15 protein-coding genes are annotated in these 17,434 nt (G+C 44.7%); 2 read left to right on the forward strand and 13 right to left on the reverse strand.

Translation table 11 applies throughout. From position 1 onward, the window contains the following. Positions 1–29: 29 nt before the first annotated feature. The 8 genes from AB5642_RS01395 to AB5642_RS01430 all read right to left on the reverse strand — a co-directional run bounded on the left by AB5642_RS01395 (position 30) and on the right by AB5642_RS01430 (position 13,855). Positions 30–3,644 (reverse strand): ATP-binding protein, encoded by a 3,615-nt coding sequence (locus tag AB5642_RS01395; protein WP_173735577.1) that lies wholly within the window; start codon positions 3,642–3,644, stop codon positions 30–32. After that, positions 3,641–5,182 carry a GGDEF domain-containing protein gene (locus AB5642_RS01400; protein ID WP_173771398.1) on the reverse strand — a complete coding sequence of 514 codons (1,542 nt, stop codon included), beginning with the start codon at positions 5,180–5,182 and terminating at the stop codon, positions 3,641–3,643. The genes AB5642_RS01395 and AB5642_RS01400 overlap by 4 nt, the downstream gene beginning before the upstream one ends. Positions 5,183–5,239: 57 nt before the next feature. Next, positions 5,240–6,328, reverse strand: coding sequence for a GGDEF domain-containing protein (locus AB5642_RS01405; protein ID WP_148462007.1), 1,089 nt, complete (start codon positions 6,326–6,328; stop codon positions 5,240–5,242). Positions 6,329–6,668: 340 nt separating this feature from the next. After that, on the reverse strand, positions 6,669–8,117 hold the full coding sequence (gene miaB, locus AB5642_RS01410; RefSeq protein WP_118578058.1) for a tRNA (N6-isopentenyl adenosine(37)-C2)-methylthiotransferase MiaB: 1,449 nt from the start codon (positions 8,115–8,117) through the stop codon (positions 6,669–6,671). Positions 8,118–8,679: 562 nt separating this feature from the next. Next, positions 8,680–9,171: a DUF6465 family protein gene (locus AB5642_RS01415; RefSeq protein ID WP_148462006.1), complete on the reverse strand. Its 492-nt coding sequence runs from the start codon at positions 9,169–9,171 to the stop codon at positions 8,680–8,682. Positions 9,172–9,446: 275 nt separating this feature from the next. Then, the gene (recG, locus tag AB5642_RS01420; RefSeq protein ID WP_173769061.1) at positions 9,447–11,525 is read right to left on the reverse strand and encodes an ATP-dependent DNA helicase RecG; all 2,079 of its coding nucleotides are present in this window, start codon (positions 11,523–11,525) and stop codon (positions 9,447–9,449) included. A 263-nt stretch (positions 11,526–11,788) separates the two neighbouring features. Then, positions 11,789–13,474 (reverse strand): DAK2 domain-containing protein, encoded by a 1,686-nt coding sequence (locus tag AB5642_RS01425; protein ID WP_118578114.1) that lies wholly within the window; start codon positions 13,472–13,474, stop codon positions 11,789–11,791. A 21-nt stretch (positions 13,475–13,495) separates the two neighbouring features. After that, positions 13,496–13,855: an Asp23/Gls24 family envelope stress response protein gene (locus AB5642_RS01430; RefSeq protein ID WP_117851829.1), complete on the reverse strand. Its 360-nt coding sequence runs from the start codon at positions 13,853–13,855 to the stop codon at positions 13,496–13,498. A gap of 212 nt (positions 13,856–14,067) precedes the next feature. Here AB5642_RS01430 and rpmB point away from each other — a divergent pair, with 212 nt between their 5' ends. Further along, positions 14,068–14,253, forward strand: a complete 186-nt coding sequence (gene rpmB / locus AB5642_RS01435) for a 50S ribosomal protein L28 (RefSeq protein WP_118578056.1) — start codon at positions 14,068–14,070, stop codon at positions 14,251–14,253. Between the two features lie 235 nt (positions 14,254–14,488). Here the strand turns inward: rpmB and AB5642_RS01440 are convergent, their stop codons facing one another. The 4 genes from AB5642_RS01440 to AB5642_RS01455 all read right to left on the reverse strand — a co-directional run bounded on the left by AB5642_RS01440 (position 14,489) and on the right by AB5642_RS01455 (position 16,611). Further along, on the reverse strand, positions 14,489–14,626 hold the full coding sequence (locus AB5642_RS01440; protein ID WP_173736106.1) for a hypothetical protein: 138 nt from the start codon (positions 14,624–14,626) through the stop codon (positions 14,489–14,491). A 122-nt stretch (positions 14,627–14,748) separates the two neighbouring features. After that, positions 14,749–15,126: a GerW family sporulation protein gene (locus AB5642_RS01445; protein ID WP_118578055.1), complete on the reverse strand. Its 378-nt coding sequence runs from the start codon at positions 15,124–15,126 to the stop codon at positions 14,749–14,751. Positions 15,127–15,128: 2 nt separating this feature from the next. Next, positions 15,129–16,295 (reverse strand): DUF2953 domain-containing protein, encoded by a 1,167-nt coding sequence (locus AB5642_RS01450; protein WP_173769062.1) that lies wholly within the window; start codon positions 16,293–16,295, stop codon positions 15,129–15,131. A 4-nt stretch (positions 16,296–16,299) separates the two neighbouring features. Continuing rightward, positions 16,300–16,611 carry a hypothetical protein gene (locus AB5642_RS01455; protein WP_173769063.1) on the reverse strand — a complete coding sequence of 104 codons (312 nt, stop codon included), beginning with the start codon at positions 16,609–16,611 and terminating at the stop codon, positions 16,300–16,302. 182 nt (positions 16,612–16,793) lie between these two features. On the opposite strand from AB5642_RS01455, the gene AB5642_RS01460 reads away from it, so the two are divergent. Beyond that, positions 16,794–16,880, forward strand: a complete 87-nt coding sequence (locus tag AB5642_RS01460) for a DUF6783 domain-containing protein (protein ID WP_368366432.1) — start codon at positions 16,794–16,796, stop codon at positions 16,878–16,880. Positions 16,881–16,926: 46 nt separating this feature from the next. Here AB5642_RS01460 and AB5642_RS01465 read toward each other — a convergent pair whose 3' ends face one another. Then, complete coding sequence (locus AB5642_RS01465; RefSeq protein ID WP_021925514.1) at positions 16,927–17,382, reverse strand: NUDIX hydrolase; 456 nt, start codon at positions 17,380–17,382, stop codon at positions 16,927–16,929. Positions 17,383–17,434: the final 52 nt, after the last annotated feature.

Raw genomic sequence — 17,434 nt, forward strand, 5'->3', positions numbered from 1 at the left:
TAAAAAGCTCTGGCAGGTACTGGCTCACATCATCCTTTCTGTCCTCGAAGCCATTTTTCAAGGACAGAATAAATCACATTCATGTCAATTGGCTTAGTCACATAATCACTCATTCCACACTCTGCCGCCCGGCTCTCATCCTCCTGGAACACATTTGCGGTCATGGCGATCACCGGAATAGTTTTCCAGTAGTCACTCTCTCCTGCACGGATATTTGCCGTGGCCTCATACCCATTCATCACCGGCATCTGAATATCCATGAAGATCAGTTCATAATAATTCTCCGGCCTGATTCCAAGAAGCTTGATCGCCTCCTGCCCATTCTCTGCCACATCCACGATCAGACCGGATTCGGACAAAAGCTCGTACGCAATCTCCCGGTTCAGCTCATTGTCCTCCACCAGCATGATCCTGCGTCCCTTCAAAAAGCCCGGATCCTTTTCCTTCTCTTCACCAGCCTCTGCTGCCAGTAAGGCCTGATCAGCCTCCTTCTCTTCTTCCACAAGCTTCAGGTCCAGCCGCACAAAAAAAGTCGTACCTTCTCCCTGAATGCTCTTTACCTCAATACTTCCACCCATCTGCGCAATGATAGACTTGGCAATAGAAAGTCCCAGTCCTGTTCCCTGGGTAGCATTTGTCATACTGTTATCTTCGCGTGAAAAAGGCTCAAACAGCTTCTTCTGAAATTCTTCCGACATTCCGATTCCGTTGTCCTTCACCACAAAAGAATAGCTTGCTTTTCCCTCTGCAAAGCTATTGCCCTGGGTAACCTTTACCTGCACACATCCATGCTCAGGCGTGTACTTCACTCCATTGGAAATCAGATTGATCAAAACCCGCCTGAGTCTTACCGGATCTGCCAGCACATGATCGTCCCGGATTTCTTCTATATCCAGATCAAAAATCTGGTGTTTGTCAACAGCTGCCTGACGGCATACTCCATCCACAATTTTCATGGTTTTGCTCAGGTACAGTGGTTCCTCATGAAACGTCGTATCTCCACTCTCAATTTTCGACATATCCAGAACCTCATTGATCAGCTCAAGAAGGTGTCTGGAAGAATCGTCAATCTTCTGAAGACAATCCAGAATACGTGCCGGATCGTTCAGATGGTTCATGGCGATCTGGGTCATACCAAGGATTCCATTCATAGGAGTGCGGATGTCATGGGACATACTGCTGAGAAAAACGCTTTTTGCCTTGTTTGCCTCTTCTGCAGACTGATATGCCTCCTTCAGACTGTTCATCAGCTGTTCATTTCTGCTGTGGCTTTCCTGAACGTCTGTTGCGATCAGAGTCATCATGCCTGGCATAACATTTTCCTCGTCCAGGCAGATAAACTGGAACCGCACCCAGCGGTAAGCATCTTTTGCCCGGATCCGGGCTTCACACTCATAGCTGCCCTCCTGCTCCAGAAATATATGGGAAAGCTCTGACAGTCTGATTTTCAGTCGTACTTTTTCCCAATCACCCGGTTCGCAGTTTGGCGCCAGATATTTTTTCAGGAAGTCTCCGTAATAACCGTCCGGAATCTTTTTATCCAGAAGTCTCTGGTTTCCGCGGTAGTATACCTTATATTCGCCGGACATCATATCCACATACAAAATGATCAGAGAATTCCTTGCCAGTGCTCCAAGAAGCTGACGGCTCTCGTTTCCGCTTTTGTGAAGGAAATCGAGAATCGTATCCCCCTCTTCATCACTTTGCTTCCGGCTGCTGGCTTCCCAGTTTTCAATATCTGTGAACAACCTGCTTTCTTCTATTTCATTTTGATCTACTGCCTTGCCATATATCGAATAACAAGTACGGATGCGTCCCGCTCCCAGCAGATATCTGAGATCTGCCTGCAGTTCTTTATCCTCTTCCAGAAGCTCCACCAGCTCCGGACAATAAACAGAACCCTTTCCCCAGGAAAACTCCTCCGCTACCTGTTCCAGCTTCTTGGCATTCTTATAGCTTCGTCCCAAAAAGTCAGTGGCTGCATCCAGACAATCGCTGATATGCAGTATTTCAATAAGGAAACGCACATTTGACCTGGTATTGTCAAAATCTGCCGGATATCCTATTTTCCCATCCCAGGATTTGTGATGTCCCAGAACAGCATCCCGATATTTGCGAAGAGCCGGAATCTCCTCGACGAATTTAGCCCCTTCACAGGGATGGCTGAGAATACCATTCTTTTCCCTTTGTGTCAGCTGCCGTGACTGCTTGTTCACAATAGATGCAAGTCTGATCATTCCAATATCCAGAAGCTGTGCAGACTGGGAAACATAGTCCAGAATCGTCTCCTGATTTTCCAGCACTTCCACCACATTCTCATAACCAAATGTTCCAATCAGAAGCTCCGGCCGCTTTTTCATCACTACATTCAGAATTCGCCTGGCAATCTGCTCCACCATTGCACTGTGCATGGCAGTGCCTTCATCCCGGCTTACCATGATCTGCATAAGAACCAGGGTGTTTATTTCATCTCCGGTAATATATTTCAACACATCCCTGAGAGAACGCCATACTACATCATTCACAAAGGTATCGTTTTCTGTCCTGGACAGCCTGCGAATAGCATGCACATAATTGGATACACAAAAATCACGGAGATCTGGTGCTCCGTGATATTCATCCGCATATTTCTCCAACAATTCCAAAATCGTCGGCAGATGGTTGATCGCAACCTGAAAATAGCGGCTGTCAGAAAAAGGCACTCCCTCCTGGCTGTCCAGATCGTCATGCTCCATACTGTGTTCACAGAATTTCCGGTAATCCTCCAGAAGCTCTGTGCAGGTTATCTTACCCTGATAGAACAGACAGGACTTATAATTACAGTATATTTCATCCAGCATTTCGTAGGGCTCCGGATTCTTCTCAAGCTCACGCTGATAATATTCTTCCAGAACCCGGGATGCTCTGGAAAGAAGCTCCGGATCAATCTCCCTCACGGTAAATCTCAGGACTGAATTTCCAAGAAGATCATAATTCAGTTCTTCGATCAGTTCATCAAAATCAAACCGCTCTTCGTCTAATTCCCGAACTTTCTCATCATTATAAAATTCCAGTGCCTCATCAATGTACTGCAAAAGCTTCCTGGACGTGTCAAAATTAAAGTTCATCAACACTACCGGAAAATTATAATAAGAAAAAAGGATTCGCTTCCTTACGTCAAAATCCTCAATCTCAAAATATCTGGAAGAAAGTGCCCGCAGTCTGTCAAAATACATGGCTCCTTTCTTTCCATCTTCATCACTGAAAGAACGGTTGTAAAAATTTCCCAGAAGGTTCAGGGTCCAGATATAAGAATCCAGATCATCACTTTTCTGAAAATATCCATCCAGAAGCTCCAGAATTTCCAACATGGCAAGGTTATCCTCATAACCCTCATCATCAGCCATGCGGATCTGATGTAGAAATTCTCTCGCCAGTTCCTCGTTCAGGCTCGCCTCCCCGTCAAGGAAGGGGCGGATATACAGATTCAGAAGTACCTCATTCTCAATGTAAAGCCTGCGCATCATTCTGGATTTGTTCTTCAGATTTTCGATCCACGCCTCCTGGTCTTCTGCCTTCAGCAGATTCTCCTGAATCTGATCTTCCGTCTTCAGATTTTCTTTGTATTTGGTGTAAAAATGAATAATATTTTCCCGCGTGATCATTCCGCCGCACCTCTTTTGGAAATACGCTCATGATTCCGGCTCTTGCACTGATACATTCTTTGATCCGCTTCCTTCACCAGATCTGCGATTTTTCCCTTTTTTTCCTCAAATGCCACAACGCCATAGGAAAAGCTGATGTTGCGGCTTTCTCCGTTAATATCAAAATGGATCGGGCTCTTTTCCAGAATTTCGTTTAACCGTTCCTGGATCTGCTCCGGCTCCAGTGCAGACAAAATAAGGAACTCATCTCCTGCATACCGGTACAGAAGATCCTGCCTGTCCATAGCACACTTCATATTCTCTGCAAAGCACACCAGGTAACGGTCTCCGTTTTCATGACCATAACAGTCATTGATCAGCTTCAGATAATCCAGGTCGATAAATACAAGGCTGCCCTTCTTATGATTCTTCATAAAGCGCTTGCTGTTGCGGTCAAAAGCCGCACGGTTCAGACATCCGGTAAGGGCGTCCTTCTCCATGGACTCTTTCAGGCGTTCAATCCGAAGCTCCTCCCTGGTAAGGAGACGTACCATCTGGTCGTAATTCTCCTTCTCCTTCTCCAGAGCCTCCAGATACATTCTCTCGAATTCCGGTATCTGTCTCCGAAGCTCTTCCCGGTCACTTCTGCATGCAGCAGTGCGCATAAGCTTGTAAACCGGGCAGAAGCTTCCGCTGAAATTCCGGGCATTTTTAATGTAGTTTCCAATACGTATAATGTCGTCCCAGCGTTCTTCCTCCGCCATTACCTGAAGGAACTCTCCGAAATAGCAGACGCAGAAGCTTAAGGTATCCCTGGCACCCTCCCCGGCTTCCATTTTCTTCATATAGCTGTTAAATTCTTCCGCAATGACCGCCTTGTCTTTTTGCTGGTAAAGGCGAAGATACAAGTCCGTAAATTCCTTCTGAAGCAGGAAAAAGGCTCTGCCATCTTCAGGAATCTCCCGTTCTGTAAGAATCGCCTGCATATCCACTGCCGCCTGCTCCGCGCCTGCAACATCTCCCATGCCCAGCTTCACGTAAACCTTGCTGTCATAATAGACCAGCTCATTTAAAGTATCCGAATTCCAGAAATCCACACTGCTGTCACAGGGATCCAGTCTGGAAATATCCAGCATTTTCTCCAGATAAAAATCTGCCTCCAAAAACAGCCCACAGTCTGAAAAAGCGGCTACGATAGTGTTATAAACGGATTTCAGAGGGGATCTTAAGGTAAATCCGGAATTGGCATATTTCAGGCCATATTCCACAATCTTCGGGGGAAAACCAAGGCAGAAATAAAGTCTTACCAGGGCAAGATAAAGTCTGGATTTCTCCTTGGAACGCTCCATGTGAACTCCGGCCTCCCGGCAGATTTCGATCAGAGGATAAGCATATTCCCGAAAATTATAGGCAAAAATCCCATAACTTATATAATAGATTTCTTCTGTATAAACAGTAAAATCCGATATCTGCTTCAGCTCCTCCACACAGCGTGCCACATCCTCTTTTGTCCAGGTTCCTGTTTTTACTTTATTTTTTATTTCTTCAACTGTATACATACAAGTTTTATTCTCCTGCTTATTACTGTTGTTAATTCGACAAAAGACCCGGTGAGTTTAATAGATCACCCGGTCTCTTCCCTGTTCTTTGCCCATATAAAGTTTCGCATCCACATTTTTCAGCAAGGTGTCTATATTGGACTTGAAATCATTCTCTTCCACTCCAAACGTCATGGTAACCGGAATCCATTCTCCCCTCCAGTCAAACTGATCATTGTCCAGCTTCATGCGAAGAGTGTTGAGCATAAGGCATACTTCGTCTCCGTTCATGTCCGGGAAAAAGAAGATGAATTCTTCGCCTCCCCAGCGGCACAATTTGGCATGCTCACCCAATTCCCGGCTCATATGCTGTGTGATCCATACCAGTACCGCATCTCCGCAGTCATGTCCCCAGTGGTCATTGATCCTCTTAAAGAAATCAATATCGCCCATACCAATGGTAAACGCCATAGCAGGCTCTTTCCTGTGCTTCTCCGTAATATACTGCATCATCTGACGGCGGTTCCACAAACCTGTCAGCGGATCGGTCCCTGCCTGTTTCTTCAGCTGCTCATTATACAACACCAGCTTCTTCTCCGCAGATTCCACATTGGAGCTGAACATACTGCACGCTACAGCCATAAGCACAAACGTCACAATGGTATTTATGATCTGTAATACAACTGTAGCCGTTTCTGTCAGGGCAAAAACAGAAATATTTACCCTGCAGTACAAAAACAGACTGAATCGTACTGCAAACAGAACTACTGTATAGCTGATCTTATACACAAGAGAATTGTAGACAGCAAAATATACCAGTACCAGCATCTCAAACATCAGATGCTGAATACCGCAGTCCCATCCATAGAGAATAACAAACACAATCACCCATGCCAGCTGCAGACCACTGCAGACAAGCACACTGGTGTGTACCTTCAACCGGTATGTTGCATAAAAAGCAGCAACCGACATTGCTGCGAAAATATATCCTGTCCAGACCTCTGTCTTCGGTCCCACAATGCAGAATACTAACGGAATGATCAGAAAATAAAGTCCCAGAATCAACAATATAATTCTGAGAAGGAACAATATACGCTGAGGCTCATTCTCATGAACTGCTTCTTTCCTCAACAATGCATTAAATTTCCTGCACAGCCCTTTAACCATTACAGGTGCCGCCTTTCCCACGAGTGTTCAATATAATAATATTGCACTATTTATCACAAAAATGCAACCTTTTTTGTAATTATTTATATTATTTGCGCTTTTTACTTTACGGTTCAATGGTAACGTTCCGCAAGGTGTTTTTTGTGAACAAAGTTCACAGGAAGTCCGGGAATCTCAGCACGAAATCATGCGAATGCATGATTTCTGCGCATCGCAAAGCGTGTTACTGGTCACGAAGTGACAGTAGCCTTTTTGCCAAATATTGCTTTTTATTCATAGTCAGGATTACAGAATCAAAAAATCTGATATATAAATCTTTTGTAACGATTCGGCAGGTGCTTTAATCCTCCACTCTTGTTCCCATGTAATAGAAGCCTTTACAGGTATCCAGACGCACATTCACATACTTGCCAAGAAGATCCGGGGTTCCCGGAAAATGAACCAGCAGATTATACTGGGTTCTTCCTGTGAAAATACCCTTTTCCTTGCTCTCCGTCTCAACAAGAACTTCCTGAACCTCGCCCTGGAATCTGGAAGAGACTTCTCTTCCTTTCTCCTGAACCAGCTTTAGAAGGCGGTCAAAACGATCCTTCACCACATCCTCTGGAACCTGATCCTCCATCTTCGCCGCAGGAGTGCCGCTTCTCTTGGAATAGATAAAGGTAAATGCAGTATCAAAATCAGATTTCTCCACTACATCCAGAGTTTCCTGAAAATCCTCCTCAGTTTCACCCGGGAAACCTACAATAATATCTGTAGTCAGGGAAATATCCGGCACCGCTGTACGGATTTTCTCCACCAGTCCCAGATACTTCTCCTTATCATAATGCCGGTTCATGATCTTCAGGATACGGCTGCTGCCAGACTGCATAGGCAGATGCAGATGATGGCACACCTTCCTGCTCTTACTCATATATTCGATCAGCTCATCAGATAGATCCTTCGGATGAGAAGTCATAAACCGGATTCTCTTCAGCCCCTCGATCTGCTCCACCTTCTCAAGAAGCTGTGCAAAAGTCACCGGATCCTTCAAAGTCTTTCCATAAGAGTTTACATTCTGTCCCAGAAGCATAACCTCTGTAACGCCATCCGCCACCAGAGCCTCTATCTCTTTCACAATCGCCTCCGGCTCACGGCTTCTTTCACGCCCTCTTACATAAGGCACAATGCAATAACTGCAGAAATTATTACATCCAAACATAATATTCACACCGGACTTAAAAGAATAATTACGCTCTGTAGGCAGCTCCTCCACGATCTTATCCGTACCCTCCCAGATATCGATCAGCTGGCTGTCACGATTCTCCATCTCATAAAACAGCTCTGCAAACTTAAAAATATTATGGGTTCCAAACACCAGATTGACAAATGGATAATCCTTCTGGATCTTATCCACAACCTGCTTCTCCTGCATCATACACCCAAACAAAGCAATCTTCATATCCGGATTAGACTTCTTCAGACTATGCAGCTTACCAAGGCGACCATACACCTTAAGATTGGCATTCTCACGAACCGTACAGGTATTATAAATCACAACATCCGCATCCTCTGTTTCCTGTCTCTTAAAACCAATCTCATCCATAATCCCTGCGACAACCTCAGATTGCTTCTCATTCATCTGACACCCAAACGTCTGCAGACAATAAGTAATCCGCCGTCCCAGCTCCCGCTCCCTCAAAGCCACCATCTCAGCCAGCTTCGCCATATAATAATACTGACGCTCTGTATCATCCTGAGGCGGTGTAATACTCGTATCTATCTTACTGAAATCAATTTCATTAAACATACTTTATTCCTTTCATAAAAAGACCCCTTGTCAAATCAAGGGGCTACTCCTGTCTATATCTAAATATTTTATCCTATTTACCCCCTTTTGTCCAGCAATTTATTTCCCCACACTAAGCACTGCCCTGCACACAAGCTCTCCATTTCCCGATCCCATCTTGCACCTTCCCACTTACACAATTATCCTCCCCCAGGCGCTGCCCGCACGCAAGCTCTCCATCCCCCGATCCCATCTTGCACCTTCCCACCTATACAATTATCCTATCCCCAGGCGCTGCCTGCAGCCGCCGTCCCTTCCCAGTAACCAGTGAGAGGAAGTGGGTGCCGTCTGGGGGCATTGCCGAAATGGGGCGTCTGGCGAGCATAGCGATCTATAAAATTGCACTGTCTGAGCCCTGCAAGGGCGAGTTTGCAATTTTATAGATCACTAGGCGGCGGAGCCAGACACCCCATTTCGGCACCGCCCCCAGACGGCACTCACTTCCTCTCACGTCCCTCGAAATCAAAAAAAGGCTTCAGGGAACGCACTCACACACTCCCTGAAGCCATTCATATAGGGGAAATTACAGCTCTACGTAATGTCCCTCTGCTTCACCGTTTACTACATAATATGCCTTATTCTCTTCAGTCTTAACGTAAACTTTAATATCCTGGATATCTTCTTCTTTCTTTCCGGTCATCTCTGTCCAGGCCTTTTTCACATTTGCCACTACATCCTTAGTAGTGAATTCCTTGCCTGCATACTGAATAAAAATCTCCTCAGCTGCAACAGCAGCCTTCTTAGCAGTTCTTCTAACAGCAGGCTTCTTAGCCTCTGCCTTCCCAGCTGTCTTAGCCGGAGCCTTTGCAGTCTCCTTAACAGCCTCTTTCGCAGTCTCTTTAACAGTCTCTGTAGCTGCTTTCACAGTCTCAACAACAGCTGTCTTAACAGCCTCTGCCTTACTTGGCTCAGCCTTTACCTCTGCTGCAGCTGTAGCTTTAACCTCAGCCACAGTCTTAGCAGCCTTCTTGGCCGCCATTGTTTCTGCCTTTTTTGTAGTTCTCTTCGTAGCCATTATAATAGCCTCCTTGACGGTGAATATAATCTTCGTTTTCGCTTCTATGATAGAATACTACGAATCAATTTTTTTTGCAAGTTCTGCTAAAATCCCCCTTGACAAACCATTTCTCTGAATTCATAGGTAAAAGTATACAAACAAAACCTGTTAATTTCAGGAAATCCTCGGGTACAAATCTTAAAATCCTGATAATTTTTGTTTTCTTGCACAGTTATTACCAAAAAAAGGATGTATTTTCTTATTTTTTTCGTCATCTATTTCCCTGTAAAACCTTACAATCCAAGATTCTCAAGGTCATATTTCATATAAGCATTCAATCTTTCCTTCAGTTTTTCGTGCTGGGGCAGATCCAGCTCCCTGTCAAGATCCAGGATTCCTCCCGCAGCATCACTGGCAGCCTTCAGTATATCCGAATCCTGATAAATATCTCCGATCCGGAACTCCAGCTGTCCGCTCTGACGGATTCCAAACAGATCTCCCGGTCCCCGAAGCTTCAGATCCTCCCCTGCTATAAAAAATCCATCATTCGATTTATTCAAAATCTCCAGTCTTCTGGAGGTCTCTTCCTCTTCATTTCCCTGCATAAAAATACAATAAGACTGATACGCTCCACGTCCAACACGCCCTCTCAGCTGATGAAGCTGTGCAAGTCCGAACCGCTCTGCATTTTCTACCATCATCACCGTAGCATTTGGCACATTTACACCTACCTCCACTACTGTAGTAGACACCAGAACCTGGATTTCTCCCCTTGCAAACTGTTCCATGATCCCGTTCTTTTCCTTGGGCTTCATTTTTCCATGGAGCATTCCAATGGTGATGTCTGATGGAAAAATCTCCCTCAGCCGTGCTGTATAGTCTGTCACGTTTTCCCCGTCTGCCCCCTCACTTTCTTCTACCATAGGGCAAATCACATATGCCTGGCGCCCTTCCCGCACCTGCCTTTCTATAAAGGAGTAGGCTTTCGGGCGATAAGACGTGCCAACTACACAGTTCTTAATCGGGAGACGCATGGCAGGAAGCTCATCTATAATGGAAATATCCAGATCCCCGTATACAATGATCGCAAGAGTTCTGGGGATGGGAGTGGCACTCATAACAAGTACATGCGGTGCATTTCCCCTGGTGGTCAGCGCCTCCCTTTGCTTCACGCCAAAGCGATGCTGCTCATCGGTGATCACAAGGCCAAGATTCTCGTACACCACTTTTTCCTGGATCAGGGCGTGAGTACCAATGACCACATTTGCCTCCCCGGATGCGATTTCTCCATAAATTCTTCTTTTCTCTTTCTGGGTGGTTGAGCCAGTAAGAAGAACCGGATGGCAGGATGAAATCTCCTGTTCCTCCATCAATTTCGTAAATGCTTCAAAATGCTGATTTGCAAGTACCTCTGTGGGCACCATCAATGCTGCCTGATAGCCATTTTCCACAGTAAGGATCATTGCCAGAAAAGCCAGAATCGTTTTTCCGCTTCCAACGTCGCCCTGAACCAGCCGGGACATAAGGGTATGCCCGCAAAGGTCTCTTTCGATCTCATGCCAGGCGTTTAGCTGTGCCTTCGTCAGATGATAAGGAAGACCTTCCATAACCTGTTCTGTGGTCCATACCGGCTTCATGGGAAAAGCATTGGGAGCTTCTTCTGTTTTTCCCTTCAAGATCTGTACTGCCAGAATAAACAAAAGAAATTCGTCAAACACAAGGCGTTTTCGCGCCGCCAGAAGTTCCTGCATATTGCCTGGAAAATGGACAGTAGAGATGGCATAATTATCATCTGCCAGGTGATAAAATTCCTTAATCTCATCTGGGAGAAATTCTGTCTGCAGGCTCTGTTCATCCAGGATCTGGTGCATCAGCTTGATTATCAGTTTGTTTGTAAGCCCTGCAGTAAGTCCGTATATGGGCTGCATGCTGTGAAGGATTTCCTCATAAGCCGCCGGAGTAAAAATCTCCGGATGCTCCATCTCCAGGTGACCTTTTTTTCTGGAGATTTTGCCGCGGAAAATGAAGCAGCTGCCTTTTTTCAGGGTATTTTTTAAGTAGGGGGCATTAAACCATACCACAGGAAGTCTTCCGGTGGTATCTGCCACAGTGACGGAGATCACCTGGAGATTACGAATCCTGTTTACATAGACTCCGGCAGTGACAGTTCCACGAACAGACACCACGGAGTTCTCCTTCAAAGAACCAATTTCCTCCGGTGCCTCATATGAGTCGTAATTTCTTGGATAGTAATGGAGCAGGTCATCTGTTGTGGTGATACCGATCTTCTGAAATAGTTTTTCCGTCTTTTCTCCTACTCCTTTTAGTTCCCGAAGAAGCTTTGCCACTGTTTTTCCCCTCTTTCTGACCATTCATCTCTGTTTCCGGGTCTTTCTTCATTTGCCCGAAAAGCGTTCTCATTATTTTACAACAAAGACTGCCAATTTTCCATACTTATTTCACTTTGCCCATAGCAATATCTCCTGCCAACCACTTCGACCTCAACAACAGCTTCACGGTGCGCAAAAAAACTTAATATTACCAATGATCCTAGGTTTATTGTCAAAGAAGACAGGGCGGAAATCTTCCACCCTGTCTTCAATCTCTTTATCATTCGCTGCCCTGCAGCTATTCATTACTCAACAGAAATAATGTAATAGTAAATCGGCTGTCCACCCATATTTACCTCTACTTCGCAGTCTGGATATGCTTCCTCCAGCTCTGCGGCAAGGCTCTCGGCATCCTCTTCTGTGGTCTCAGCACCGTAGTAAATGCTAATCACCTCAGAATCCTCGTCTACCATAGCTGCCACCATTTCTTTGGCAACATTCTCACGTCCCTTGCCTACTGCAAGAATTCCGTGATCACCGATTCCCATAATATCACCCTCGTGGATTTCTTTCTCATCCAGTCTGGTGTCGCGGACTGCGTATGTTACCTGTCCGGTCTTCACCATGGATACAGCCTCCATCATGGCTTCCAGATTCTCTTCTCCGTTCATTTCCGGCTGGAAGCTGATCAGAGCTGTAATTCCCTGAGGAATGGTCTTGGTAGGAACTACCACGATCTCTTTGTCCTCGGTAAGGTCTCTCGCCTGGTTTGCAGCAAGTACAATATTCTTATTATTCGGGAAAATATAAATAGTATCTGCATTTACTTCAGCGATGGCATTGAGCATGTCCTCTGTACTTGGGTTCATGGTCTGACCGCCCTCGATGATATAATCTACATTCAGCTCTTTAAACAGGGTGGAGAGTCCTTCTCCCACGGAAACACTGATAAATCCGTATTTCTTATGCTCTTTGGCAGCTTTCGCAGCAGCTTCCTTCTTCTCCTGTTCTTCCTGCTCCCTGGCAAGCTTCTCAGCATCCTTGATCAGCTTCTCCTGGTGTTCCTCACGCATGTTGTCAATCTTCATGCGGGAAAGTGCACCGTAGGTAAGCGCTTTCTCAAATGCCTGGCCAGGATGATTGGTGTGTACATGTACCTTCACGATTTCATCATCTGCTACCAGTACAATGGAATCACCAATTGATGTAAGGAACTCCTTGAAGCTGTGAAGCTCCTCATCCGGAAGAGGCTTATTCAAAAGAATGATGAACTCTGTGCAATATCCAAATTTGATATCTGCTTCTGCCTGCTGGGAGATCCTGGTCACTGCCGGACCGGAAGATACTTTCTCAAATGCAGAATAGTCGATTTCTTTTCCAAGATAACCATCAAATGCACCGCGGAAAACTTCCAGAAGTCCCTGTCCGCCTGAGTCTACTACACCTGCTTCTTTCAGGACAGGAAGCATTTCCGGTGTGCGGGCAAGTGTCTTCTCAGCATGCTCGAAAATGGCACGGAAAAAAAGCTCCAGATTCGCAGATTCCTCTGCAATCTCAGCAGCCTTTACTGCTGCCTCGCGTGCTACTGTAAGAATGGTACCTTCCTTCGGCTTCATAACTGCTTTGTATGCAGTCTCTACAGCCTTCTCCATAGCAGCTGCGATCACAACTGCATCCATTTCTTTATGTCCCTTTGTTCCCTTGGTAAAACCTCTGAGAAGCTGGGAAAGAATAACGCCTGAGTTACCTCTGGCTCCACGCAAGGAACCGGACGAAATAGCCTTGGCGAGTGTCTCCATATCAGGATCTGTAAGACTGCTCACCTCTGATGCAGCTGACATGATAGTCATTGTCATATTCGTACCGGTATCTCCATCCGGAACCGGGAATACATTCAGCTCGTTGATCCATTCTTTCTTCGCTTCCAGATTCTTGGCTCCTGCCAGAAACATTCTGGAAAGTATCTTGGCGTCTATGGTCTGTCTATCCACCACAAGTTTCCTCCTCTAATCCTAATCTATTGCACGAACACCTTCTACGTAAATGTTGATCTTCTCAATCTCCATTCCTGTAAAAGCCTCGACTTTATATTTCACATTGTTTACAAGATTATCTGCAATAGTGCTGATATTCACACCATACGCCACAATTACATGAAAATCAAGGCGAATCTTATTATCTTCTGTGATCTTAACATTTATACCATGCTGTAAGGAATCTCTCCTGAGCAGCTTTACAAGGCCGTCCTTCATGCTGACAGCGGCCATACCGATAATACCAAAACATTCTACTGCAACGCTTCCTGCATAAGTCGCGATTACATCCGTATCAATAATGATCTGGCCAAGGCCGGAATCTATACGTCCCTTCATATGGTTTACCTCCATTAATTTGATTTTCAAAATGTATATACCATATTATACCCTTTTTTCTTCCATAACACAATGTCCAATTTTAGCACGCATCCACGCAAATAGCAAATTTATTTTAAATTGTTTTAAAATTTTCCTTTTTTTGCTTGCAAAATGTTTTTCCATCTGTTAGAATATGAACTGTTGAAAAAAAGCGTCAAGGAGGTGCTATCATGGCTAAATGCGCAATTTGTGAAAAAGGTGCTCATTTCGGAAATAATGTGAGTCATTCCCATAGAAGATCCAATAAGATGTGGAAATCAAACGTGAAATCCGTTAAGGTTAAAACTGAAGGCGGAGCTAAGAAAATGTACGTATGTACTTCCTGCTTAAGATCCGGAAACGTTGAAAGAGCCTAAGAAACACCTGCCCTCACAGTTTTGTGGGGGCTATTTTTTTGTTTCCCGGATAAGCATTTTTTAAGTGTGTTTGAAAAATCATTCCCGCAAAGTGTGGCGTACATTTTGCAGAAAGCCTTTTTCAACAAGCTCCAGAACAGTTTCTCCCAGACAGAATTTATTTTAATAAAAAGGATAGTTACATAAAATGTAAATGGGTATGAAAGGATTCGCTGATAATCTTTTCATACCCATTTTATCTACAAAATAAATGATAGCCACACAGCATACACAAAGCTGCTGCAATCAGAAGTGCGGTGGTCTCGGAGACAAGCAAGCCGATCACCATTCCCAGTCCGATGAAAAATAGCATAAAACCAAGAGCTTTTCCCATAATTCATACAGCCTTGCCTCTTTGGTTTAGTATATTTTATGCTGAAATGCCACATCTGAACACATTAACTTCTAAAATAACCGCCTGCAGCTTTTATAATCAGTTACTCGATCAGACACGATCTAGTTCTCTTCAGAATCTACAGTTTCATCCGCGCTGTTATCTCCGCCAGGTGCGAAGCGGTTTACAAAGTCAGGAACCATATCCAGAACTTTAGTAAGACCATCCTGGTTCTTTACGTTTACAAGCTTGGTGGTACCATTCTGGATTACCAGAACTGCGCATGGGGTCATCTTTCCGGCGAGACCTCCGCCGCCATTGTTCTTTTTATCACCTGCAAATGCACCAGCGCCTACACCAAAGGATACATCCACCAGTGGAAGTATAATGGTGTCTCCTACATGGATCGCATCTCCTACCACTGTCTTCGCAGATACAAATCCATCCATTCCCTTAAACAGGGAGCTTACGGTTTCTTTAAAGTTGTTTTCGTTTTCCATTTCTAGTCCTCCTTATGCTTCCATCGGTTGATAACGTATTTTATATTTTTATTGAAGTAAATCTCTATTGCTGCCTTGATGAGCACAATGCCATAAATACGGCCTTTCAGAGATACATTTCCAGTCAGCTGGTTCTCTCCATCAAAAAGCGGATTCACATGAATCCTGTTCTTGTGAAATGGAAAGGTCATACCAAGCACTGCCAGAACTGTCCCGGTAATGGCCGGATCATCACATCCAAAAGTAACATCGCCTTCCACTTTCGTTGGAAGTACATGATGGAGCAGGCCTTTCGCGTCTTTCCATACAAGAGAAATTGCAGCCTTGGTCCGTTCATTGGTAAGAAATTCTTTCCACCAGCCAAGCTTATCTGTAATTCCTGAAATTGTTTTCGTTATATTTTTAATTTTCTCAATTATACCTTTAATTATTGAAATAACCTTATTCCACAGATTTCCCGGGAATCGGATTATTTTGCTTAGTATTTCCCAAATACGCGTAATTAAGCCGGACTTTGAAGCAGATTTGATATTTTCTTCCTGCTTCTCTTCTGATGGCTTCCCTGTCTGCGGTTCTGCTGTATTATTTTCCAACAGCACCGCCTCAGTTTTTGGCGCATGATCTTGAAAATTCTCTGCTGCATGTGCTTCAGGCTGAGATGCTTTCTTCTCAGTTTCTATGCGAGACTCTGCCATCTGCTTAGTTTTCTCTTCAGCAACAGCATTACTCACATTCGACTCTTCACCAGAAGCTTCTTTTACATCTGGCTTTTTTGTTCTGTTCTCCTGAGATATTCCCTTCGTTTGCGCAGATTTCTTTTTCCTCTTCTTTGCCTTACTCCTGGAGGTTTGGCTGACGGAGTTCTTTCTTCTGCCGCCTTTTAGCTTCTTAAGCCAGCCTTTTATAGTTTCTAATGAAACTCCAAAAAGCAGGATCACCAGCTTTCCTTCTCCATCATGAAAGAAAAACCTGGCGCCTATGGCGTGAAACAGCCAGGTAATTCTGGCTTCCAGTTCTGTCTCCTTAAAACTGCCGGCCTCCTTTACAGCCCTCGCCTGGTAGCGTACCGGGCAGAACAACAGAAGGAGCACTGCCAGAAGCGCAAGTCCCAGCAGGATTTCCAGTATGATCAATATAAACTTTATGAGGATCCACAGTATATGTAACATGCGCTCACCTGTTCTTAAAATATTCTTTTACCTGAAATGCACCTGTCTCCCCGTAAATATTCTTCACAATATCTACTGCCAGATCAATGGCTTCGTCTTTTCCTTTCGCCATACCAACGATCTCAGGACATCTGGCATAATAGCTCTTCTGGATCAGCATGTAGGAAGGTACAATCTCAAGAAGATTTCCCGGATTCTCAGACAATGTGACCAGATAAACCCCAAAAGCCATCCTGCCTGCGTCAATCCTCTTCCGTGCTTTTGCCGCGTCTTTGATTCCTTCTCCCACATAATAGTCTTCTCGCCATTTCAGCATATTCGGCACAACTCTCCTTTGTTATTACTGCTTGACATACACCTTTTGTTATATTAATATTTCCCTTCTCTGGAAATTTTAAACATTTTACAACTATTCCGCAAGGCATTTCTTGTGAACCTCGTTCACAGAACGAACCTGTCAGGATGCTAGAGCGTGTTTGAAAAATCATTCCCTAGAGCATGTTTGAAAAAAGCATTCCCGCAAAGTGGGGCGTGCAGATTGCGGGAATGCTTTTTCAAACACGCTTTAGCAGCATTGTCATATAATAAAGGCTGCGTAAATCAGCTACGCAGCCTTTATTCTCCCCATGAATCAGAAATATTTCTGCTGCCTGTCCCATAATCCGGCACTTCGCAGTTCCAGATATTCCTGGTACGCCTTCTCAACGATCTGCTTCTCGTTCGCAAAACGAAGCAGATGGTAAATCTCGTGAAACTTGTAATACCCGGAGTCCACGAAAAATTCCTCTCTTTGAGGCTTGCTATGATAATTATCCGCCGTCATAAGATACCAGTGTACCTCTTTATTGACCATGTCTTCCGGCACTGTGAAATTGTACTGGCTCTTGCCTACATACTTCACAATGGAAGCTCTGACATCAGCTTCCTCCTTCACTTCCCGCAATGCGGTCTGCTCATGAGTCTCTCCTGGCTCTACGGTTCCTTTCGGTAAAACCCATCCTTCGTAACGGTTTTTGTAAGATTTATATAGTGCAAGAATCTTACCTCGATGAATTACCACACCGCCACAGCTCGTTGCTTCTATCATGCTGCAATCCTCCTGTAATGCGTGTGTTTTCTAAACTGTATATAGTATACCT

Source organism: Ruminococcus sp. 1001136sp1_2201st1_G3_2201SCRN_220225 (assembly GCF_040924365.1).
Lineage (GTDB): Bacteria > Bacillota > Clostridia > Lachnospirales > Lachnospiraceae > Blautia_A > Blautia_A faecis.

Bases quoted from the DNA above. Each gene is read 5' to 3' on its own strand.
- AB5642_RS01395 (WP_173735577.1), bottom strand. From the start codon at position 3,644: ATGATCACGCGGGAAAATATTATTCATTTTTACACCAAATACAAAGAA.
- AB5642_RS01400 (WP_173771398.1), bottom strand. From the start codon at position 5,182: ATGTATACAGTTGAAGAAATAAAAAATAAAGTAAAAACAGGAACCTGG.
- AB5642_RS01405 (WP_148462007.1), bottom strand. From the start codon at position 6,328: ATGGTTAAAGGGCTGTGCAGGAAATTTAATGCATTGTTGAGGAAAGAA.
- miaB (WP_118578058.1), bottom strand. From the start codon at position 8,117: ATGTTTAATGAAATTGATTTCAGTAAGATAGATACGAGTATTACACCG.
- AB5642_RS01415 (WP_148462006.1), bottom strand. From the start codon at position 9,171: ATGGCTACGAAGAGAACTACAAAAAAGGCAGAAACAATGGCGGCCAAG.
- recG (WP_173769061.1), bottom strand. From the start codon at position 11,525: ATGGTCAGAAAGAGGGGAAAAACAGTGGCAAAGCTTCTTCGGGAACTA.
- AB5642_RS01430 (WP_117851829.1), bottom strand. From the start codon at position 13,855: ATGAAGGGACGTATAGATTCCGGCCTTGGCCAGATCATTATTGATACG.
- rpmB (WP_118578056.1), top strand. From the start codon at position 14,068: ATGGCTAAATGCGCAATTTGTGAAAAAGGTGCTCATTTCGGAAATAAT.
- AB5642_RS01440 (WP_173736106.1), bottom strand. From the start codon at position 14,626: ATGGGAAAAGCTCTTGGTTTTATGCTATTTTTCATCGGACTGGGAATG.
- AB5642_RS01445 (WP_118578055.1), bottom strand. From the start codon at position 15,126: ATGGAAAACGAAAACAACTTTAAAGAAACCGTAAGCTCCCTGTTTAAG.
- AB5642_RS01450 (WP_173769062.1), bottom strand. From the start codon at position 16,295: ATGTTACATATACTGTGGATCCTCATAAAGTTTATATTGATCATACTG.
- AB5642_RS01455 (WP_173769063.1), bottom strand. From the start codon at position 16,611: ATGCTGAAATGGCGAGAAGACTATTATGTGGGAGAAGGAATCAAAGAC.
- AB5642_RS01460 (WP_368366432.1), top strand. From the start codon at position 16,794: ATGTTTGAAAAAAGCATTCCCGCAAAGTGGGGCGTGCAGATTGCGGGA.
- AB5642_RS01465 (WP_021925514.1), bottom strand. From the start codon at position 17,382: ATGATAGAAGCAACGAGCTGTGGCGGTGTGGTAATTCATCGAGGTAAG.